22 protein-coding genes and 1 tRNA gene are annotated in these 21,552 nt (G+C 33.0%); 13 read left to right on the top strand and 10 right to left on the bottom strand.

Going from position 1 to position 21,552, the window contains the following annotated elements; translation table 11 throughout:
• Positions 1-117 precede the first annotated feature (117 nt).
• On the bottom strand, positions 118-1,386 hold the full coding sequence (locus DMB91_RS04210) for a M20/M25/M40 family metallo-hydrolase (RefSeq protein ID WP_034902865.1): 1,269 nt from the start codon (positions 1,384-1,386) through the stop codon (positions 118-120).
• A 132-nt stretch (positions 1,387-1,518) separates the two neighbouring features.
• Between DMB91_RS04210 and DMB91_RS04205 the strand changes: the two genes are divergently transcribed.
• The 6 genes from DMB91_RS04205 to DMB91_RS04185 all read left to right on the top strand — a co-directional run bounded on the left by DMB91_RS04205 (position 1,519) and on the right by DMB91_RS04185 (position 5,388).
• Positions 1,519-1,767 carry a hypothetical protein gene (locus DMB91_RS04205; RefSeq protein WP_137633336.1) on the top strand — a complete coding sequence of 83 codons (249 nt, stop codon included), beginning with the start codon at positions 1,519-1,521 and terminating at the stop codon, positions 1,765-1,767.
• Positions 1,764-2,207 carry a CiaD-like domain-containing protein gene (locus tag DMB91_RS04200; protein WP_034902862.1) on the top strand — a complete coding sequence of 148 codons (444 nt, stop codon included), beginning with the start codon at positions 1,764-1,766 and terminating at the stop codon, positions 2,205-2,207. Before DMB91_RS04205 ends, DMB91_RS04200 begins: the two co-directional genes overlap by 4 nt.
• Complete coding sequence (locus DMB91_RS04195; protein WP_052043138.1) at positions 2,176-3,336, top strand: CCA tRNA nucleotidyltransferase; 1,161 nt, start codon at positions 2,176-2,178, stop codon at positions 3,334-3,336. Before DMB91_RS04200 ends, DMB91_RS04195 begins: the two co-directional genes overlap by 32 nt.
• Positions 3,299-4,126 (top strand): formyltetrahydrofolate deformylase, encoded by an 828-nt coding sequence (purU, locus tag DMB91_RS04190; RefSeq protein WP_034902859.1) that lies wholly within the window; start codon positions 3,299-3,301, stop codon positions 4,124-4,126. The genes DMB91_RS04195 and purU overlap by 38 nt, the downstream gene beginning before the upstream one ends.
• Before the next feature lie 132 nt (positions 4,127-4,258).
• On the top strand, positions 4,259-4,408 hold the full coding sequence (locus tag DMB91_RS08850) for a hypothetical protein (RefSeq protein WP_185900258.1): 150 nt from the start codon (positions 4,259-4,261) through the stop codon (positions 4,406-4,408).
• A gap of 605 nt (positions 4,409-5,013) precedes the next feature.
• Positions 5,014-5,388, top strand: a complete 375-nt coding sequence (locus tag DMB91_RS04185; RefSeq protein ID WP_034902856.1) for an NINE protein — start codon at positions 5,014-5,016, stop codon at positions 5,386-5,388.
• A gap of 21 nt (positions 5,389-5,409) precedes the next feature.
• Here DMB91_RS04185 and DMB91_RS04180 read toward each other — a convergent pair whose 3' ends face one another.
• Positions 5,410-5,805 (bottom strand): pyridoxamine 5'-phosphate oxidase family protein, encoded by a 396-nt coding sequence (locus tag DMB91_RS04180; protein WP_034902853.1) that lies wholly within the window; start codon positions 5,803-5,805, stop codon positions 5,410-5,412.
• 148 nt (positions 5,806-5,953) lie between these two features.
• On the opposite strand from DMB91_RS04180, the gene DMB91_RS04175 reads away from it, so the two are divergent.
• The 5 genes from DMB91_RS04175 to dnaE all read left to right on the top strand — a co-directional run bounded on the left by DMB91_RS04175 (position 5,954) and on the right by dnaE (position 12,469).
• Positions 5,954-6,421 carry a tRNA (cytidine(34)-2'-O)-methyltransferase gene (locus DMB91_RS04175; RefSeq protein ID WP_034902849.1) on the top strand — a complete coding sequence of 156 codons (468 nt, stop codon included), beginning with the start codon at positions 5,954-5,956 and terminating at the stop codon, positions 6,419-6,421.
• Positions 6,422-6,502: 81 nt separating this feature from the next.
• Positions 6,503-7,948 carry a sodium:alanine symporter family protein gene (locus DMB91_RS04170; protein ID WP_143116824.1) on the top strand — a complete coding sequence of 482 codons (1,446 nt, stop codon included), beginning with the start codon at positions 6,503-6,505 and terminating at the stop codon, positions 7,946-7,948.
• Positions 7,932-8,105 (top strand): hypothetical protein, encoded by a 174-nt coding sequence (locus tag DMB91_RS08845; RefSeq protein WP_156104082.1) that lies wholly within the window; start codon positions 7,932-7,934, stop codon positions 8,103-8,105. The genes DMB91_RS04170 and DMB91_RS08845 overlap by 17 nt, the downstream gene beginning before the upstream one ends.
• Positions 8,102-8,650, top strand: coding sequence for a DJ-1 family glyoxalase III (locus DMB91_RS04165; protein ID WP_034902843.1), 549 nt, complete (start codon positions 8,102-8,104; stop codon positions 8,648-8,650). Before DMB91_RS08845 ends, DMB91_RS04165 begins: the two co-directional genes overlap by 4 nt.
• A 234-nt stretch (positions 8,651-8,884) precedes the next feature.
• Positions 8,885-12,469: a DNA polymerase III subunit alpha gene (gene dnaE / locus DMB91_RS04160; protein ID WP_034902840.1), complete on the top strand. Its 3,585-nt coding sequence runs from the start codon at positions 8,885-8,887 to the stop codon at positions 12,467-12,469.
• Positions 12,470-12,618: 149 nt separating this feature from the next.
• Here dnaE and DMB91_RS04155 read toward each other — a convergent pair whose 3' ends face one another.
• From DMB91_RS04155 to DMB91_RS04145, 3 genes are all read right to left on the bottom strand, one after another.
• Entirely contained in the window at positions 12,619-14,703 is a 2,085-nt protein-coding gene (locus tag DMB91_RS04155) for an RNA degradosome polyphosphate kinase (RefSeq protein WP_034902837.1), read from the bottom strand.
• A 256-nt stretch (positions 14,704-14,959) separates the two neighbouring features.
• Positions 14,960-15,613 (bottom strand): potassium channel family protein, encoded by a 654-nt coding sequence (locus tag DMB91_RS04150; protein ID WP_034902835.1) that lies wholly within the window; start codon positions 15,611-15,613, stop codon positions 14,960-14,962.
• Positions 15,610-16,953 (bottom strand): TrkH family potassium uptake protein, encoded by a 1,344-nt coding sequence (locus DMB91_RS04145; RefSeq protein WP_034902832.1) that lies wholly within the window; start codon positions 16,951-16,953, stop codon positions 15,610-15,612. The genes DMB91_RS04150 and DMB91_RS04145 overlap by 4 nt, the downstream gene beginning before the upstream one ends.
• A gap of 141 nt (positions 16,954-17,094) precedes the next feature.
• Here DMB91_RS04145 and DMB91_RS04140 point away from each other — a divergent pair.
• Together DMB91_RS04140 and DMB91_RS04135 are read left to right on the top strand one after the other, a co-directional pair.
• Positions 17,095-17,170: transfer RNA gene (locus tag DMB91_RS04140), tRNA-Phe, on the top strand.
• A gap of 234 nt (positions 17,171-17,404) precedes the next feature.
• Positions 17,405-18,604, top strand: coding sequence for a tyrosine-type recombinase/integrase (locus DMB91_RS04135; RefSeq protein ID WP_034902830.1), 1,200 nt, complete (start codon positions 17,405-17,407; stop codon positions 18,602-18,604).
• 260 nt (positions 18,605-18,864) lie between these two features.
• Here DMB91_RS04135 and DMB91_RS04130 read toward each other — a convergent pair whose 3' ends face one another.
• The 5 genes from DMB91_RS04130 to DMB91_RS04110 are packed head-to-tail and all read right to left on the bottom strand — an operon-like array spanning position 18,865 to position 21,533.
• Positions 18,865-19,173: a hypothetical protein gene (locus DMB91_RS04130; RefSeq protein WP_034902827.1), complete on the bottom strand. Its 309-nt coding sequence runs from the start codon at positions 19,171-19,173 to the stop codon at positions 18,865-18,867.
• A gap of 20 nt (positions 19,174-19,193) precedes the next feature.
• Positions 19,194-19,583: a hypothetical protein gene (locus tag DMB91_RS04125; RefSeq protein ID WP_143116823.1), complete on the bottom strand. Its 390-nt coding sequence runs from the start codon at positions 19,581-19,583 to the stop codon at positions 19,194-19,196.
• A 29-nt stretch (positions 19,584-19,612) separates the two neighbouring features.
• Positions 19,613-20,791: a toprim domain-containing protein gene (locus tag DMB91_RS04120; RefSeq protein ID WP_034902820.1), complete on the bottom strand. Its 1,179-nt coding sequence runs from the start codon at positions 20,789-20,791 to the stop codon at positions 19,613-19,615.
• Positions 20,788-21,270: a hypothetical protein gene (locus tag DMB91_RS04115; RefSeq protein WP_034902818.1), complete on the bottom strand. Its 483-nt coding sequence runs from the start codon at positions 21,268-21,270 to the stop codon at positions 20,788-20,790. The genes DMB91_RS04120 and DMB91_RS04115 overlap by 4 nt, the downstream gene beginning before the upstream one ends.
• A complete protein-coding gene (locus DMB91_RS04110) occupies positions 21,267-21,533 on the bottom strand; it encodes a hypothetical protein (RefSeq protein ID WP_034902816.1) in 267 nt (88 codons plus the stop codon). The genes DMB91_RS04115 and DMB91_RS04110 overlap by 4 nt, the downstream gene beginning before the upstream one ends.
• Positions 21,534-21,552: the final 19 nt, after the last annotated feature.

Below are 21,552 nucleotides of genomic sequence, written 5' to 3'. Positions count from 1 at the left end.
AAGTTTTTTTATTATAGCAAATTTTAAAATCATTGTTATGGAAAAAACACTTTTTTAAAGCTTCAAATTCCAAATTTACCTTTTTTGAAAATAGAATTTTCTTTCATTGAGTGTTTTTCACTGAAAACGAGCACACAAAGCTTGCACAACTTTGTAAATTTTAGCTGTAGAGGCAAGATCAAGGCGTTCATCCACAGAATGAGGATTAAAGATATTTGGTCCTATAGAAGCACACTTTAAAGCTTGTTTTTTCTCAAGCACCCCACATTCAAGCCCAGCATGCACGGCTAAAATTTGAGCTGTTTTAAATTCCTTCTTAAGCTCTTCAAGCACAGCTTCAGTAAAATCGTTTTCCTCACCTTCCCAAGGAGCATAAAAATTTGACGAACTAATTTTAAACCCAAAGCTTTCAAAAAAAGTTTTGGTTTCAAACTCTAAGTTTCTTAGTCCCTCAAGCTTATTTGATCTTGCAAAAAGCTCGATTTGTATAGTATTTTCTTTCATTTTAAGCAAAGAAAGATTAATGCTTGTTTGCACTATGTTTAAATGCTTATCAAATGCTCTTACGCCTTGAGAAAAAGCATTTATGGTATAAAGCAAGTTTTGACTTTGTGCACAAGCTAAAAACTCAGCTTCACTTATAAATTTACACTTAATATGCTCGCTTTGCGAAGGTTCATTTTTAAAACAAACTAAGGCTTTAGCGTGTTTTGGTATAGAGTTTATCCTCTCTCCACCTTCAAATTCTACTATCACACCCTCATTTTTAAAGATAAAGGCTGCAAGTTCTTTGATCGAGCTTTTGACATTATTGATTATATCCATACCAGAATGTCCGCCTTTAAAGCCTACAGCTTCAAGCTCATAGAGTTTTCCTCTCATTTTTTCCCTAGTAAAGGGCAAAATAGCTTGTATATCCACACCTCCAGCACAGCCAATAACTACCTCATCGTCAATCTCATGATCTAAATTTAAAAGCTTGTTCGTGCAAAGCTTACCCTCAAAAGCATTTGCCCCCAAAAGCCCTACTTCTTCATCATTTGTTAGAAGGCATTCTAAATTTTTAAACTCACGCATAGCTGCTAAAATCATCGCCAAGCCTATGCCATTGTCTGCTCCAAGACTTGAGTTTTTAGCCTTTAAAAAGCCATCTTCCTCAAAAAGTTCTATCTTTGGAGCCACACCCATACAAACCATATCATAATGAGCTTGCAGACAAATTTTTGGCTCGCCTTTAATGCAATGGATATTGCCAGCCTTATCACTTGTTACCTTAAAACCAGCTTCTCTTGCAAATTGTTCTAAAAATTGCTTGAGTTTTATAGTATCAAAGCTACAATGCGGAATTTGGCTGATTTGTGTAAAATGTCCTAAAACTTCTTGCATAAATTTTCCTTATATTTTTAAATTCTCATCTAAAAGTGTAGCATAAAATTTTAATTTTATCTTAAATTTAAACAATACTTAACTTCCTTTACGCTATAATTTGTCTGCATTTTTTGAAAAAAGTGAGCGATGATGATTAAGAACACTATAACAGAAGCGTCTATTTATGAAGCTCAGGGGCTTAAAAATGAAGCTTTAGAAATTTATAAAAATATACTTAAAAATGATCCAAATAACCAAAATGCTATTGATGCAATTCGTCGCTTAAGTGGCTTGCGATCAAAGCATCCGGATTTAAATACGCAAATGTTGGATTTTTTCTTGAGAATGAAAAGTGAAGAAGAGATTAATGAATTTAAAAGGTGGTTGATAAAGATATGAATTTGCAAGATTTAGCTAAAAAAGCTATAGACGAAGTAAGCACACAAATCAGTCAAAAAGAGACTATAGAAAGCTCGCAAAAACAAGAACAAATCCCACAAGATGAGCCAAGTCTTACTGATAACAAAGAACCTGAAAGACAAGTAGATGAAAGCGATGTAATCGATCTTAATGCTTATGAAAAAGAAATTCTTGAACTTATAGAGAAAAAAAATACAAAAGATGAAGTGCTTGAGATCATTGCAAAAGATAAGCAAGAAGAGTATGCTGGGCTTTCTTTTAATGAAGAAATGTTTTTAAAAAATATAAGAGAACGCGTGTTAGTGCTTTTTGAGGGTTTAAGCAGCAGCGATGAAAAAGATTTACGTTCAAGGCTTGATTTAACCATAAATTTCTTAGAGTTTTTGCTTGCAAATATCGAAGATAAGCTTAAAAAATAAAACAAATTTAGATTTTATCAAAGAATATTTCAAGCCTTACACTAAAAGAGCGTATCTTGTGGGCGGAAGCGTGAGGGATATGCTCGTAGGATTTGAGCTTAATGACTTTGATATAGAATTTTATGATATAAGTCCAGAGCTTTTTGATGAGCTTTGCATAAAGCTTGGTGCAAGCGGAGTTGGAAAAAGTTTTTTTGTGTATAAATATAAGAATTTTGATCTTGCTTTAGCACGCACAGAAAATAAGATCGCTTACGGCCATAAGGGCTTTAAAATCCATATTTGCAACGATGAAAAAGTAGCTGCTAGACGTAGGGATTTTACTATCAATTCGATGATGATTAATATCTTTACGGAAGAGTTTTTAGACTTTTATCAGGGAAAAGAAGATTTAGAGCGAAAAATTTTGCGTTGTGTTGATGCAAAAAGCTTTGTGGAGGATAGTTTAAGAGTGCCTAGAGCAGTGCATTTTATCGCAAAATTTAAGCTTAGCATCGAACCAAAAAGCCTAGAACTTATGCAAAGTATGGATATAAGCGATCTTAGCCTTGAAAGGATCAATGCTGAGCTATATAAATTCTTTAAAGCGAGTGATTTAGTCTTTGGTTTTGAAGCTTTACAGAGCCTAAATTTAGAACAAAAGCTCCTTTTGCATGATACAAGCAAGAATGAAAAATTGCCACTTTTTAAACAAATTCTACGCAAAGCAAGAGAGTTTATCGCTGATGAAGCTTTGTTTTTATATGTATATCTTAATCTTTTTTGTATCGATAAAAAGGCTTTTTTTGAAAAAACAAAGCTCAAGAAAGAACTTTTGCAAAAGACAAAACAAGGCTTTTTTCAAGATGAAGTAAAAGACTTTGAATTACTTTATATGGCGTGCCAAATGCCACTTTGTCAGTGGCTTGGACTTTGGGATAAAACACGCATACAAAGAGCAAAAAAACTCAATGTTTATCATCAAGCTTTTAAATGCAAAATCAATGCAAAAGAACTTGAAAAACAAGGCTTTAAGGGCAAAGAACTTGGCAATAAAATTGAGCTTTTAAGACAAGAACAAATCAAAAATTATCTTCAAAATAAGGAAAAAAATGAAAAATTATATACTCAAAATTGCAACGCACGATGAAAAGGGTTTGATTTATAAAATCTCTGAAATCATTTTTAAACACCATATCAACATCATTAAAAACGATGAATTTGTAGGTGAGGGGCGTTTCTTTTTTAGGGCAAGTTTAGAAGGTGAGCTTGATGAAAATGCACTTTTAAACGCCTTAAAACAAACTCTTCCTCAAAATGCAAGCATTAAACTGAGCGAAAAAAGAAAGAAAAATATCATCATTTTAGCCACAAAAGAAGCCCATTGTCTGGGGGATTTGCTAATCCGTCATTATAGTGCTGCTTTGTTTGCTGATATTAAGGCTGTGATCTCAAATCATGATACCTTGCAAGAACTTGTAGAGAAATTCAATTTGCCTTATCACAGCATAAAAAGCGAGGATTTAAGTAGGCAAGAACATGAAAAAAAGGTGCTTGAGTGTTTAAAGCAATACGATTTTGATTATATAGTTTTAGCTAAATATATGAGAATTTTAAGTGCTGAGTTTGTGGCTCATTATGAAGGCAAGATCATTAACATTCATCATTCATTTTTGCCTGCATTTATCGGTGCAAATCCTTATAAACAAGCTTATGAGCGAGGAGTAAAGATCATCGGTGCAACCGCTCATTTTGTCAATAACAACCTTGATGAAGGACCTATCATCACTCAAGCTGTTTTGCCAGTAAGCCATCAACATAGCTGGCAAGAGATGAAAGAAGCTGGAGCAAATATAGAAAAAGATGTGCTTGCAAAGGCTTTAAATTTAGTTCTTGAGGATAGAATTTTTATCCATACAAACAAAACTATAGTTTTTTAAGCTCAAACAAAGTCAAGCGTAACGCTTTTGTATTAGAATGAAAGCTTGCTAAGTGGGCTTGATTACAGCGGTAAAGACTTTTATGCAAATGCTTTTGGCGGGTTTTAAGAGCTTGATGATACAAAGGGCTATTTGGGTGGTTTTAACTTGAACTTAAGTAGCTTTGATGAAAACTACCTTATCCGAAGACAAATTTCTTATGTAAGAGGCTCAAGCACACAGAATTTAAACACACAAAGTCTAAATTCAACACTCAAAAACTTAATGATGGCTTTACTTTAAGATATAGATTTAGCGAGCAATTATCAATAAAGCCTTTTGCCAGTTTGGAACATTATCTTATACACCAAGATAACTTTAAAGAAGAAGGTGAGCTTAGTATAGAATCAAAGCCTATATACACTATATTTTAAGTGAAGTTATAGGACATCTTGAGCTTGATAACTCAACCTTTATTTGCCAATAATTTATCAATCAGGTTTGAATTATTATGGTGGAAATTTAATGCTGAAATATGTATTTTGATTTGTAATTACTTTTTGTTTTTTAGATATATTCTTTGTTTATAGCATAAAACTTAAAATATATTTTTTAAGACTTCCTCTTTTTGCTTTTTTTAAAATTTATATTAAAATAAATTTTGATTTTTGTTTTTAATTAACGCAGCTTTAAGTTAAAAAAAATATAAGATTTATCTTTTTTAAATTTAGAGAATGGTTATTATGAAAAATATTTTTTATTAAGCTTTTTAGCTTTAGCTTTTATGGCATGTTCTATCTATAAAGTCGCAAATGCTAATGAAAATAAACTCTCACATTGAAATTTTAAGCAAATATAAAAGCTTGATAAGCTAAAATTAAACTTTTACTTTACTTTAAGGAGAAAAAATGGACGCAAATGCGGTGCTTTTATCAATCAAAGATAAAATTCCAGATTCTAGTCTTGCTATCGTGCAAGATAAGCTCAAAGCAGCAAGTGAGGATAAGTTAAACACCTTAGTGGTGCTTCCTTTGAAAAATGTAATCATTGGGCTTGTGCTTGGGATTTTGTTTGGTGGTTTTGGCGTGGATCGCTTTTATAAAGGCGACATAGGACTTGGTATAGCAAAGCTTGCTTTGTTGATACTTGGCTATGCAACGGTAATATTTTATGTAGGGATTGTGTTTTTAATTATTGTATGGGTGTGGGTAATCGTTGATCTTTTCCTTGTATGGAAAGGCATCAAACAAGATAATCTAAACAAAACTCTAGCTGTTTTATAAACTAAAAAAGAGGTTTGTTTATCAAGCCTTAAGCCTTGTTTTAACACCTTTTATACTCAAATCAGCTTTCGCATTTTCAAGATAAAATACCTTAAAATTTGGCTCATCAACACTTTCAAATCTTGTCTTTTTACACTTTATAAACTCAGCCTTTATAGCCTTATCTTCATCAAATTTCACTTCGCCAAACACCCTAATCCAAGAAAAATCCACCCCGCACACACAAATACATACATTAGGATTGACTAAAAACTCTTCATACATAGCCTTGTCCTTGTTCATACAAAAATAAATTCTATTCTCAATCAAGCTTGCACTACCTATAGGACGAGAAATGGGTTTGTTTTCAATACTTGTGCTAAGAATTTGTATGGAATTTTGTTCTAAAAAAGCAAAAATTTTGTGTATATCACTCATCAATTTTTCCTTAAATATTTATGAAATTTAAAAATAGCCCTCATTATAGCAGAATTTAAAAAAGTTTTAATAGAATTTGTGCCCTAGCAAATCTCATACAAAAATAAACAAAATTTGCTATACTATAAGCTTTTAAAAAGGCTTTATTATGTTTCATATCGTGCTTGTCAATCCAAGAATTCCTCAAAATACCGGCAGTATAGGCAGAATGTGCTTTAATGCAGGCTTTCATTTACATATCATCAAACCTTGTGTATTTAGCCTTGATGAAAAGGCTTTAAAAAGGGCTGGGCTTGATTATTGGGGAAAGCTTGAACCTATTATCTGGGAGAGTTTAGAGGATTTTTTAAAGGCAAATTTAGCTCATAAAGAAAGATTTTTCTTCGCTACAACAAAAAGTAAAAAGTCTTATTTTGAAGCTTGTTTTAAAGAGGGTGATTTTTTGTTTTTTGGCAGTGAAAGCTTTGGCTTACCAAAAGAACTTATGCAAATAAATGCAAAAAATATGATCACCATACCCATGAAAAACTATGGCAGAAGCTTAAATTTAGCTACAAGTGCTGGCATTATCGCTTATGAGGCTTTAAGGCAAAATTTTGCTGATTTTACACATTAAAAGCAAAAGAATTTTTTAAAGTTTTATCTTAAAGTCTTTGTAACAAAGCTTATGTTAAAATGAAATTTTTAAGGAGAAAAAATGCCAAATTTAGCTGATTTTATAGGTTCACAGATTGTTCCAAAAACTGATCTTGTAATGATATTTTGTCTTATAGTCTGTGGATTTTATTATAGTTTTAAACTTTCTTTTGTGCAGTTTAGAATGTTACCTTTTGTCTTTAAAATCCTCACAGAAAGACAAGATAAAAACCAAAAAAGTAAAGATCATATTTCGCCTTTTGCAGCCTTGATGATCTCAACTGCTTCAAGGGTAGGTATAGGAAACATAGCAGGTATAGCTACAGCCATTACTTTAGGAGGTGCTGGAAGCCTATTTTGGATGTGGGCTATGGCGTTTTTTGGCGGAGCTTCTGCTTTTGCTGAAAGCACCCTGGCTCAAGTGTATAAAAGCAAAGATGGACAAGGCTTTAAAGGAGGACCAGCTTATTATATACAAAAAGCTCTTGGTATAAAATGGCTTGCAAACTCTTTTGCGATCATCTTAGTGCTTACTTATGCTTTTGGTTTTAATGCCTTGCAAAGTTATACTATGACTTCGGCTTTTGAGGTGTATTATAAAAACATAGCTGAAGCTGGAGTGAGCTTTGCAGACTCAAATTTTCCTCTTATCATAGGAGCGATTTTAGCACTTTTTGTGGCTTGGCTTTTCTTTTCTCATCATAGTCTTATTGGCAAGGTAAGTTCTATCATCGTGCCTATTATGGCTTTTGTTTATATCACCCTTGCTTTTGTGGCTATTGTGATGAATTATGAGTTTATCCCTAATGTTTTAAAGCTGATTTTTAAAAGTGCTTTTGACTTTGAGGCTATTTTTGGTGGTTTTGCAGGTTCAGCTCTTGTTGTAGGCATCAAAAGAGGTTTATTTTCAAATGAAGCAGGTATGGGCTCTGCACCAAATGCAGCTGCGGCTGCGGTTACAAGTCACCCAGCAAAACAAGGCATAGTGCAATCTTTTGCTGTTTTAATCGATGTGACTATCTGCACAGCTACGGGCTTTTTAGTGCTATTTTCAACAGCGTATTTTCAAAATTTTGATGCTAATGGTCAGCCTATCTTAAAAGCTCTTCCTTTGGTGCAAGAGGCGATGAAGAGTTATTATGGAGGCATTGGACTTCATTTTGTTTCTTTTTCTGTAGTGCTTTTTGCTATAACTTCTTTGATAGGCAATTATTATTATGCTCAGGCAAATATAAAATTTCTTACTAATTCAAAACAAGTGATGATGATTTTTAGAATTTGTGCTGTAGCTATTGTTTTTATCGGTGCTCAACTTACTTTAGAGCTTGCTTGGAATTTTGCAGACTTAACTATGGCTTTTATGGCAACGACAAATATCATTTCTATCTTGCTTTTAGGTGGCATAGTCAAAAAAGTCATGCAAGACTTTTCAACCCAAAAGGCTATGGGCATAGATCCAAAATTTAGTGCAACAAAACTTGGCATTAAAAATGCTGAATGCTGGTGAGGTGGAAGTAAAAATGGGAATTTTTAAGGCTTTAATCTTTTTGCTTTTTATCACATTTATTGCTATCTTAGTCATAGGTTTTAACCGCCAAATGATGCAAAGAAATGAAGAGCGAGAACAAAGATACAAAAAACTTAAGGAGAAAAAAGAAAAATGAAAAGTGTTTTAGTGCCTATAGCAAAAGGTTTTGAAGAAATCGAGCTTGTAAGTATAGTAGATATTTTAAGAAGGGCTAATATAAAGGTATGTTTAGCAAGCTTAAATGATGAAAAACTCGTGCTTGGAGCTCATAATATCAGCATTGAGGCTGAAGCAAAGTTAAAAGAACTTGATTTTTTAGAATTTGATGCTATAGCCTTAGCTGGTGGGCTTGATGGTATGCTTAATCTTAAAGCAGATACACACTTGCTTAAAGGCATACAAGCTATGTATGAAGCAAATAAGCTTGTCAGTGCCATTTGTGCTTCACCGGTAGTTTTGGCAAGTGCTGGGGTATTAAAGGGTAATTTTACTTGCTATATAGGCTTTGAAAAGGACATAAATGCAAGGTATCAAAAAAAGGCTGTAGTGCTTGATAAAAATATCATCACTGCAGCAGGACCAGCCTATGCTAGCAAATTTGCACTTGAGCTTGTAAGGTATTTGTGTGGCGAAGCAAGTTACAAAAGTGTGAGCGAAGGGCTTTTATTGAATTTATTTTAACTATCTTTCTTTGAATAATTTTAACAAGCCTTGTGAATTGACTTTGCGAGGTTTTGTTTTAAAAAATTCTTTATTTCTAATAATTTCTTTTTTAAATTTTGAAAACAAATCTTATTTTTTCCTTTCTTATTTTTTCCTTTAATTTTTATTTCATTTAAGCTACAAGCAAGCTCTTTTTTACTTTTTTTTCAGTGCAAATTCTATATAATCAAGTTAAAAATTTAAGGATAAAAGATGAGTCAATTTACCCACCTACACTTACATACTGAATACTCTTTGCTAGACGGAGCAAATAAACTTAAAGAACTTGCAAAAACTCTCAAAACTCAAGGTGCGACAAGTGTGGCGATGACTGATCATGGCAATATGTTTGGAGCGATTGATTTTTATCAAACGATGAAAAAAGAGGGCTTAAAACCTATCATTGGACTTGAAGCGTATATACACAATGGCGAGGAGTTAAATGATAAAAGCACCAGACAACGTTTTCACCTTTGTTTGTATGCTAAAAACAAGATAGGATATCAAAATTTAATGTATTTAAGCTCTCAAAGCTATATCAAGGGACTGTATTATTATCCACGTATTAACAAAAAAATTCTTAAAGAACATAGCGAGGGTTTGATTTGCTCTTCAGCTTGCTTGCAAGGTGAAGTGAATTGGCACCTAAACACCCAAGGTGAAAAAAATCAAAAATTTGGAGCTAAAGGTTATGAGACTGCCAAAGAAGTTGCTTTATGGTATAAAGAGGTTTTTAAAGATGATTTTTATCTTGAACTTATGCGTCATGGTATAGTCGATCAGCTTTTTATCGATGAACAAATTTTAAGACTCGCTAAAGAGCTTGATATTAAAGTTATCGCAACGAATGATACGCATTATACTTTTAAAGACAGGGCTGCAGCACATGAGGCTTTGATGTGCATAAATATGGGCGTAAAGCTCAATGATCCGGATCGTTTAAGACACAGCGTGCATGAGTTTTATGTGAAATCAAGTGAACAAATGAACGAACTTTTTGCAGACTTGCCCGATGCCATTGCAAACACTCAAGAAATTGCTGATAAATGCAATCTTGAGCTCAACTTTGGTAACCCAACTCCGCCAAATTTTAAATTCACAAGAGAATACGCTAAAGAACACAGCTTAAACCTACCAGAACCAGAACTTGAGTTTAGTTTTCAAAACGATGAGCTTGTTTTTGAACATTTATGCAAAATCGGACTTGAGCAAAGGCTTAAATTTATCGATGAAAGCAAGCACGAACAGTATAAAAATCGTTTATCTATGGAAGTTGAAGTGATTAAAAATATGAAATTTTCTGGCTATATGCTTATAGTGCATGACTTTATCGCTGTAGCAAAAAGCAAGGGCATACCAGTTGGACCTGGTAGAGGTTCTGCAGCTGGTAGTTTAGTATCTTATGCTTTAAAGATAACCGATCTTGATCCCTTGCCTTACAATCTACTTTTTGAACGTTTTTTAAATCCAGAACGCGTTTCTATGCCTGATATTGATGTGGATTTTTGTCAAGATAGACGCGATGAGGTGATTGATTATGTGATTGACAAATACGGCTTTGATAAAGTTGCTCAAGTCATCACTTTTGGTAAAATGCTTGCAAAAGGCGTGATCCGTGATGTAGCTCGTGTGCTTGATATCAGCATACAAGATGGAGATGAACTTGCTAAGCTTGTGCCTGAAGAACTTAAAATTACACTTGAAGATGCTTACGCAAAAGAACCAAAAATCAAAGAATTTTTAGACAGCCACATTAAAGGTAAAGAATGGTGGGAATTTGCCCTTGCACTTGAAGGACTAAATCGCCATGCTGGCGTGCATGCAGCTGGACTTGTAATCTCAAATGAAAGTCTATGGAAAAAAACGCCTTTATTTCGCCCGAGTAAAAATGATGAGAAGCACCTTGTAACGCAATATTCAAAGGACTTTTTAGAAGATGTTGATTTGATCAAATTTGACTTCTTGGGCTTAAAAACTCTAACCGTTATTGATAATGCCGTAAAGCTCATCAAACAGCGATTTAACAAAGATATCATCTGGGAAAAGATAGATTTAAATGATAAAAAAACTTATGAAACTATACAAAGTGGAAATACACTTGGCATTTTTCAAATCGAATCAGGCGGTATGCAAGCTTTAAATTCAAGGCTTAGACCGGATTGTTTTGAAGACTTAATAGCTGTTTTAGCTTTGTATCGCCCTGGACCTTTAGAAAGTGGCATGGTTGATGATTATATTGATATAAAACATGGCAGAAAAAAGGCTATGTATGCTTTTGAAGACTTAAAACCTATACTTGAAGACACTTATGGTGTTATAGTCTATCAAGAACAAGTTATGCAAATCGTGCAAAAAATCGGTGGCTTTAGTTTAGGTGGTGCTGATAATGTGCGTCGTGCTATGGGTAAGAAAAAGAAAGAAATACTTGATGGCTTAAAGGCTGAGTATTTAGAAGGAGCAAAAAAGCAAGGCTATGACACACAAAAAGCTGATGAACTCTTTGAGCTTATCTTAAAATTCGCAGAATACGGTTTTAACAAGTCTCACTCTGCTGCTTATGCACTCATCGCCTTTCAAACAGCTTATCTTAAGACTTATTATCCAAGTGAATTTATGGCTGCGTTACTCACTAGTGAGCAAAACAAGGTTGAAAAAGTCGCTCAATACATAGAAGAAATGAAAAGAATGAATATCAAGCTTTTACCACCTAGTATCAACAAAGCTCAAGGTGAATTTAAAGCTATTAAGCTTGAAGATGGCAGCGAGGCTATAGTATATGGGCTAGGAGCGATCAAATCAGTTGGCACGCCAGCGGTTACAAACTTAATGAATGCACGTCCAAAAGAAGGCTTTAAAGATATAGATGAGTTTATGAGTAAAATCGATCCAACTAAAGTTAATAAACGCACCATGGAAAGCCTTATAAAAGTCGGTGCTTTTGATGAATATGGCTTTACACGTAGGTGTTTGATCGAAAATTTACCTAACCTGTGTGAAAACTCAAGAAAGATAGCTGAAATCAAGAGAAATTCAGCTTCATCTCTGTTTGGCGTTGATGAAGTAGCTGATAATATCAAGATTAATTTAAAAAATATAAGCGAATACGATCTCAAAGAAAAGCTAGATTTTGAAAAAGATATCTTAGGTATTTATGTTTCAGCACATCCGCTTGATGAATTTAGCGATCAAATCGCTGAACTTGAGTATTATAAAAGTCTTGATTTTGAAGAGCTTAAGGGCAATGGGCAAATTTTGTGCGTTGGACGCATAGAGGATTTTAAGGCAATGATGAGTAAAAACGGCAAACGATATGCCAAAATGCAAATTTTAGATTTTTACTCAAGCTTTGATGTGGTTGTTTTTGAAAAAAATATAGCTGAACTTGAAGAAATTTTTAAAGATGAAAAAAGAAGAGTAAAAGCTTATGCTTTTGTCATTAATTACAAAAAAGATGAAAGTGAATCAAACTTTATGATTAGCGAAGTTTTAGAGCTTGAGGACGCAAAAAAAAGAGAAATAAAAACTAAGGTTAGCTTTAGAAATAAACACAAAGAAAAAGAATTTACCCAATCCCCAATAGAGTTTGAAAATATGGTGCTAGAGCTTGATCTAAGCAAGCTCAATAAGGACATAATATATGAGATACACGAACTTGTAAGAAAGGCTCACGATCCAAGCAATGCCCAGCACAAAAAACTTGTCTTAAAAGTAAGATATGTCGGCTCTTGCTTGCTTTATAACACAGGCTTTGTTGTTTCAAATCAACTTGAAGAACAAATCAAGCAAAAATGTGTTTAATCATACAAATTGCACACCATTTTTCTTTGATTGAGTTTCTTAAAGCGATATGCTATTTTGCTAAACTCACAAAGTATTATAAAGCCTTGTTATTACCAATTTTTATAAAAAGCAAAGATATCTCAAGTTTGAAAATTATATCGTCAAACTCAATTTTCTTTAAAAAGCTTAGATGCAAACCTGCTTGCCCTACTTCGATCACTATGTTTTGTGATACTTTTATAAATTCTACTCATATATGCTTCTAGCACTTCTTGAGAATTCATACTTTTTTCAGTATGTGGCTTTTTGACATATTCTCCGCTACTTTCAAGTTCATACGCAAGCTCGTTATCACTAAGCTGAAGCCTTAAAAGCTCGGCTAATTTTGCCTTTAAAGTTTCATCAAATATAGGCGTCATCAGTTCTAGTCTTCGTTCTAAATTTCTTGGCATAAAATCTGCGCTTGAGATAAAATAACTCGGATTTGAATGTTTAAAATAAAAAATTCTCGCATGCTCTAAATACTTGCCAATGATACTTTTTACACAGATATTTTGGCTGTATTCTTCCTTAGGTCTAAGGCAGCTTATACCTCTGATGATGAGATCGATTTTTACTCCAACCTTTGAAGCTTCATATAAAGCCTTGATAATATCACTATCCACAAGTGAATTCATCTTTGCGATGATCACACCCTCTTTGCCTTTAGCGATCTCAACACCTATCATTTCAAGCACTTTTTCTTTGATTTGATTTGGACTCATTGCTAAGGTTTCTAAGCGACGATTTTTCGAAAAACCAGAAAGTATGTGAAAAAAAGTTGTGCTATCTTTAGCAATTTCTGCCCTACTTGTAAAATAGCTCACATCAGTGTAAATTCGAGCTGTGCTAGCATTATAATTACCTGTGCTTAGATGAATATAAAACTTAAGCTTCTCACCCTCTTGTCTTATCACTTGACAAATCTTTGCATGCACTTTAAAGCCAGCTATGCCGTAAATCACATGAGCTCCAGCATCTTCTAAGGCTCTTGCCCAATGCAAGTTATTCTCCTCATCAAATCTTGCCTTAAGCTCCACCATAACAGTAACCTGCTTGCCTTCATTTGCGGCATCAATGAGTGCTTGAACTATATTTGAGTTTTTCTCTACCCTATATAAAGTCATGCGTATAGAGATCACCTTAGGATCAGTGCTTGCTTCTTTGATGAGTCGAAACACCGGATCAAAGCTCTCATAAGGATGAAAAAGTAAAATATCTTCTTTGTCTATGCATTCAAACACAGACATATTTTCACTAAATGGTAGCAAAACTTTTGGCGTGTAAGAAGGCAAAAGCAAATGCGTAAAAGCTTTATTGCCGATGATTTGCCAAAGAGGAGGAAGGTTTAAAAGTATCTCGTATTCATACACATCTTTATGAAAAATTTTCATATGTGTATTTAAGAAATTTATGATTTGCTCATCAGCATTTTTTTGAATTTGAAGGCGAACAAAAGCTCCCTTTCTACGAAGCTTTAGCCTTCTTTCAAGTATCATCATAAAATCATCTGCTTCTTCTTCTTCTATACTAATATCAGCATTTCTTGTTACCCTAAAAGCTGCTGAAGCTAAGAGTTTATAGCCCGGGAAAATCTCCTCTGCGTGGCGATGAACTATGCTTTCTATAGGCACATAAACATTCATGCTTACCGCATAAAAACGTGGCAAAAGTCTTGGTATGCGAATCATTCCAAATTTAATCAATTCAGGCTGCAAAGCATCGCAAAGCTTTACAGCCAAAGAAAAAGAAAGGTTGTTTAGATGTGGAAAAGGATGCGTCGCATCAACAGCAATTGGCACGATCACTGGAAAGATATTTGAGAAAAAAAACTCATCACATTTTTCTTTAAGCTCGTGATCAAGCTCCTCATAAGGCTTGATAAATAAATTTTCTTTTTCAAGCTCGCTTCTAATCTGCATAAAATACTTTTCAAGCAAGGATTTTTCTTCGTGAAGGTATTTACGAATTTCTTTAAGCTGCATTAAAGGCGTCATTTCATCAGCCCCACTCAAACTTACTCCAGCGGCAAAAAGTTGCTTGAGTCCAGCTACACGTATCATATAAAATTCATCTAAATTCGTGCAATAAATAGCTATAAATTTGAGTTTTTCAAACAAAGGTATATCACGCGAGCACTGATCTAAAACGCGGGTGTTAAATCTCAACCAAGAAAGCTCTCTATTTAAAAACATTTTTGGGTCATTATGCATCTTCTAGCCTTTGAAAAGAAAATTGCTATATTTTAGCATATTTTTTCTCTCTTGGATAAAAAATAAAAAATTACAAATTCTTACTTTTTTTAAAAAACTCTATTTTTATTGATTTTTTAATGGGTTGCAAAATAAATTCTACTTGTAATAACAGCAAAAAAGGCTTATTCTAAGCTTAAAGATTGATTTGATCGAAATAGTAATAGTTTAAGTAAAAAATCAAAACAAGCCTTTTATTTTTATCAAAATTTAAATTCTAATGCTCAAATTCCTCTAATTCCTTTGCTGTGCCAAGCAAAATGACGCTATCTCCGGCATCAACTAGGGTGGTAAGAAGTTCTGGCAAAAGCTCCCAATCATTTGAGCCTTTCTTTTTGTATCCTATCAAACGCATATTTTGAGCGATTTGTTGCAAACTGCGTCCCACTAGACTATCATTGATGATGATTTTCACAGCACGGATAGTGTTTGCTGAAATATCAATCACCTCAAATTCAGTATGCAACAAAAATTCCTTAGCAAGCCTGATTGCACTTTCTTTTTCTGGATAAATCACCTTTGAAGAACCGAGTTTTGAAAGAATTTGTCCGTGTATTAAAGAAGTTGCTTTTGTAATCACGGTTTCAACGCCAATGTCTTTTAACGCCATTAAAGTAAGTATGCTCTTCTCGACATTTTCACCTATGCTAACGATGACAATATCGATATTGTGAAAGCCAGCTTCTTTAAGAGCAACAACATTAGTTGAATCAAGTATATACGCATAACTCACCTTGTCTTGTAGCTCTTTAAGGCTGTTTTCATCTCGATCAGCGACAATCACGCTTTGTCCGCCATTAATCAGTTCATTTGCGATCACCGAACCAAATTTACCAAGCCCTATAATCCCATAAATTTTTCCATTTTTCATAGATAAATTTTCCCTTCTGGATATTTAATATATTTTTCCTTATCTTTTGTAAAAATTGCCACTAAAAAGGCAAAAATACCAATCCTTCCGCTTATCATCATCACTATAATAATAAGTTTTGCGCTATCGCCAAAAAGCGCACTTAAAGAAAGCGTGCCTCCATCACCAACAGATACACCAACGGTTGCAAAAGCCGAACTTGTCTCAAAAAGCAGATAAATAAAACGCACCTCACCCTCAAGCAAACTTAAGAGCAAAACACAAATTACTATATAAGCAGCCGATCCAACAGCGATAACAAAAGCTCTTTTAACCACTTCATCTGGAATTTCATAATGAAAAACCCGCACGCGTCCGTTTTTAATCACCCAATAAGTATAAATGATCAAAACTGCAAAAGTTGTTACCTTTATACCGCCTGAAGTTCCACCCGGTCCCCCACCGATGATCATAAACAAAGAACCAAAAAACAAACTCGCATCTTTAAAAGTGCTCAAATCAAGCGTATTAAAACCAGAAGTTCGGTAATTTACTGCTGTAAAATAAGAACTTAAAAGTTTATCAAAAAAAGAAAGCGCACCAAGACTCTTAATATTTGCATACTCAAAACAAAATACAGCCAAAGTTGCGCTTAAAATCAGCACAAGTGTGCTAATAAGCACTATCTTAGTATGCACACTCAAACTTGAAAGACGTTTTCTTTGAAACAAATATAACTCTAAAAGCACAAAATACCCTATGCCGCCAATGATGACAAGACTAGTAATGACAAAATTGATCCAAAAATCACCCCTATATGCTACCAAACCTGTTTCAAAAATAGAAAAACCAGCATTATTAAATGCTGAAATTGAGTGAAAAAAACCAAACCAAAGAGCCTGATTTATAGGCATATCAAGGGCAAAACGTAAAAAAAGTAAAATTCCTCCAATGAATTCTGCTATAAAAACAAAAAACAAAATTTTTCGTAAAAAATCCACAACTCCTTCCATATGAGGATAGAGTAAGGATTCTTTAAGCATATTTCTTTCATGAAAACCGATTTTTTTACGTATTAATACATAAAAAAATACCCCAAGCCCCATATAACCAAGCCCACCAATTTGTATTAAAAATAAAATAATAATTTGTCCGCTCAAATTAAAATCAAGAGCGATATTTTTCACAATAAGCCCGGTCATAGAAATAGCTGAAACAGAGGTAAAAAGGGCATCAATAAAGCTAAGCTTTTCTTTAGCTACACCTCCAATACTTAGCAAAAAAGCACCCAAAAAAGCAATGATAATATAACCAAAAAACAAAAATCTCACAGTTTTTCTATCAAAATGCGTTTGCTTCAAAACAACTCCAAATATAAATTTGTATCAAAAAGTTTGTATTGTAGCACAAAAAACTTAAATTTAAGGATAAAATCAAGCTTTTGAATTTTAGCTTTATCTAAGCAAAAAAAAGCTATAATTTCAACTTCTATTTTAAATCGTGGTTGGATAGCTCAGTCGGTAGAGCAGCAGACTGAAAATCTGCGTGTCGGCAGTTCGATTCTGCCTCTAACCACCATTTATATATAAATTCACTGCAAACCAATACAAATCAAGCAAAACTTTAAATTACTGAAACTCCTATAAAATAAAACTTTAAAAGCATTTAAAGCTTATATAAAGTATAACTTGGATAAAATCCCAAGCAAAGAAAAAATTACTAACTTTTCTACTAACTTTTGAAGTTAGTTTTATAAAAGTTAGTAGAAATCTTTACTAAATAACTATTTTATATATATTTGAAAGGTATTGATTGCTAAGTGATAAAGAGATAAAGGCTTTAGAGCCAAAGCTTGATAAAAAATATTTAGTGGCTGATTTTGAAAAGTTATTTGTTCTTGTATATCCAAGTGGCAAAAAATCTTTTGTATTTGATTACAAAGACCCAAAAACAAGAAAACTTAAACGCATAACATTAGGAATATACCCTAAAATGTCTTTAAAGGAAGCAAGAGAGGAAAGAACAAAAATTCAATATAATCTGCTTACTCACAATTCTATCAATGAAAAATCTTCTATAAAAGAAAATTTCAAAGAACTTTGTGAAAAATACTTTATCCAAAAAAACGATGTTTTGCCAAAAACCTTGCAAACTCTTAAATCTAGGATTTATATCCATTGCAAAGATATATTAGATTATCAACTTAATCAAATCAATAAAAACGAAATTTTAGATATTTTTGAAAAGCTAAAAATTGCTAAAAAAGCTTCTGTTGCAAAAAAATTATTCAATGATTTAAATAATATCTTTATCTATGCTATAAATAAAGATTTAATAGAAAATAATCCTATGTCTAGTATCATCAAGAAAAATATTATATATAAAGCTCCTGTAAGGCATCTTGCAACTATTGTGGAAATGAACAGGGTAAGACAACTTATAGGGGATATTTTAGATACTGAAGCGAATATAAGCACTAAGGTTTCTACTTTACTTTCTTTATTTACCGCTCAAAGAAGTTTTAGTATAAGAAGTGCAACTTGGAGCGATATAGATTTGGATAAGGGCATTTGGGAAATACCTGCTGAAAAGATGAAAATGAAGAAAAAACACTTGGTCCATCTTAGCCCTCCTTGTCTTAAAATACTGAAATGGTATAGACAAGTAAGTTTCAATGACAAGCTTTTTGCTTCTTTGCATAATAAAAATGAAATTATGAGTGATAATACCATTCGTATGATGTTTAGGCGTATGGGGTACAGTAATGAAGATTTTACACCTCACGGTTTTCGTTCTATGTTTAGCACGCTTTGTCACGAACATAGAAATGAACATAATTTAAGCAGCGATATTATAGAGCTTTGTCTTGCTCATACTGATAAAAATTCGGTAAGATCAAGTTATAATTTCGCTTCAAATTTGGAAGAAAGAAAAAAACTCTTTGAATGGTGGGGAGAGTTTTTATGCAAGCTTGAACCTAGACTTAGAGATTTTAAGCTTGATTTCGTTTAATTTTTTCTTTAAAAAACCTTTAAAAAAGACTTTTGAAAGAAAAATAAGGGCTAGAGCAAGAAAGCCTAAAAGGGCTTATCTTCCCTATTGTAGTGTATCTCTTAGTTATTGTAGATAGCACACTCATCAGATAATTTATCCATTATAGGCTTAAATGTAAAATCTTAGGAAATGCTCCTACTAGAAGTATATCACTATACTTAGCATCTTTAATTGGAATTAATTTTTTAGGGTTTTTATCAAAATTTGCTACAAACACTTCATTTTTTTTCAATTCCATTTGAAATAATTGACTGAATTACCAAATGAGTAGGCTCATCTCGAACTGTCCATCGATGATTATCTAATGAATAAAACAATTTGAGTAATTTATCGTTAGGATTAGATGTATCCATAATAAACTCTCCTATAGAATAAGTTTTAAATCTTATAATTTTGATGTTTTTATCAGGAATAAGTCCATCTTTAGGTATAGGAGAATAAAATATCTCATCTACAACTTTCTTAAACCATTTTGTGTTTTTAGATAAATACTCATATATTTCTTTATGCTCTTTAATTAACAACATAATCATTTCCTTTCATATTGTTAAACTGATAAACCTGCTTGTTCAAGCACAGCCTTAAGGATAGGAGAAAATTTAGAACTATCTAAAGCGATAATTTCATCTACCAATTCAGGATCAATCTTAATATCGTAGCCAGATTCATCAGAACAAATACTAAAATCCGCATCTACACTTAAATGCAAAAGTTCATCTTCAGCAATTGTTACTGCCCTTAGATTTACTTCGTGAACAGGATCGATAGATTCTCCATCTTTTAGCTCTACATAATTTAGACAAATTAGCTCTGTGATAAGTTCATCTAAATCAAAGCCATACAAATCGCACAACTTCAAAGCTACTTCAACAGATGAGCGAGAACCAAAAAATGTTTCTCCTAAACGAGTATAATAAGCATCTATTCTTTTTTGCATCATATTTTTCCTTTCGTGTAAAGATGAAGCTACGTAGCTTCATCAAATGTTAGGGTATTTAGCTTTTTAGCACACAATAAATCATTTAAGTCTATCCCATCTACACAGTCCCACCTTGCAGTGAGATTAGGTATTCTAAGTAAATTTAAATGTTCTCTTAGTGCCTTTTCGCCATTAATACCAGCCTCATCTTTGTCAAAACTTATTACTATTCTACTCTTACCTTTTAATAAGGTTAAAAACTCTTCTTTATAAGCAAATACGCCATTAAAAGCGATAAAGCATACATCATCTGAGTTTTCATAATATTGCCTTAAAGAAAGCAAGTCGATGTGTCCCTCGCAAATCCATATCCACTTAGACATTCTCAAACTTTCATTTTCTAAGCCAAAAGGCATAGGATAGACTATATCAGAGCAAGAAATATTAACTTCTTTAGCTCCTTTATAAGAGCTATCTATACTTCTAAAAGAAAAGCCTGCAACCATATTTGAATATAAATCAAAATTTGGCACAACAGCTATATTAAAAGCATAATTAAAAGTATTCCTTATCTTTGAGAAAAGCTTAAAGCGGATTAAATCTTCTAAAGGAAAGCGTTCTAGCAAGTATTTTTCTAAGGTTTTGACATCATTGTAACTTAAAAAGCCTATTTTATCGACCAAGTGAAGTTTGGTAATACCTCGTTTAAGGTAATAGCTTTCTTTTGGTTTTTGATTGGTTTTAAGTGAAAACCTATATAAAGAAGTATAAATAAGTTTTAGCTTTTGAGCCTCACTCATTCTAGGATAAAGACTAAGATAAGCATCTAAAACTTTAATGTCCGCATACTCTTTATTTTCATCAAAAATCATATAGACTTTTTCTTTTGTAATTTTTGGTGTAAAAGCTACTTTAACCTGCTTGACAATATTATTATCAAGAGTTGGTATGTTAAAGTGCGAATGTAAAAACTCAGCAGCTTGTTTAAAATCCCCATTGAAAAACGCCTTAGTAATATTTATAGGTGTGCCTGAAATACCGCACGCAAAGCAAGAGCAAGAATTTGTCCTTTCATAGACTGCCATAGAGGCATTCCTATCATTATCTTTATGCAAAGCCACATTAAAGCAATGAAAATTCCTACCATTTCTAGCAGGAACTGCTCCAAGAGCTTCTAAAACATCTTTTATGGGTATACGAGCTAAAGTTTCCAAATCATATTTCATTTAGAGTCCTTTAAAATATGTGTTATAATCAACCAATTTGGCATTTTTAAAGAAAAAATGTGCCCAAGCTGGTAGTTTGCTAAATCTTTCTTTATAATCCTTTGTAAGCGTCTCATACCAATCCTTATCAAGTAAAAAAGAAATTGCTCTGTTTGTCCCTCATCAATATAGTCCATCTTGTAGCCAAGATAGCCTACATTACAAACCTTATCAAGCTCTAAAGCTACAGATTCAATAAAATCTTCGTCTTTAAGCTTATCAAGAATAATCTGCATAAGATTTACTTCTGCTAAACTCTCATAAACTCGAGCAATAAGTGCTTCATTGATAAGATTGTAAAGATGATTTGGGCAATCTTTTAATTCCAAGTCCATTCTGTCGTTATAAACAACATAAAGAGTTTTTATCGCTCTTTGAACTTCTTGATCTGAAAAAGGACTTATCAAACTTTGAAATTCATCAACCAAGCTCTTACTCATTTTTTATCTCCTATAAGCAAGCCTGTAGCAGCTATTTCATAGCAATCATTATTGCTACTATATAAAGTTCCCCAAATAGCTTTTTTGCAATTTAAATCCCTTAAAAGCTCATCTATTTCTTCATCAGAAATAACTTGACAATTTTTAGTATCTAAATGCTCTAAATGCTCTTTTATATCTTTTCTAGCAAACTCTTTGCTGGAAAAAATTTTAAGCTCAGGAATGAGTGTATCGCTATTGGTATAAGCTAATATAATTTGCATAATTTCTCCTTTATAAAAT

It is taken from the genome of Campylobacter sp. MIT 97-5078 (genome assembly GCF_006864455.1).
Classification (GTDB): domain Bacteria; phylum Campylobacterota; class Campylobacteria; order Campylobacterales; family Campylobacteraceae; genus Campylobacter_D.
This window is presented reverse-complemented; position numbering and strand designations above follow the sequence as displayed.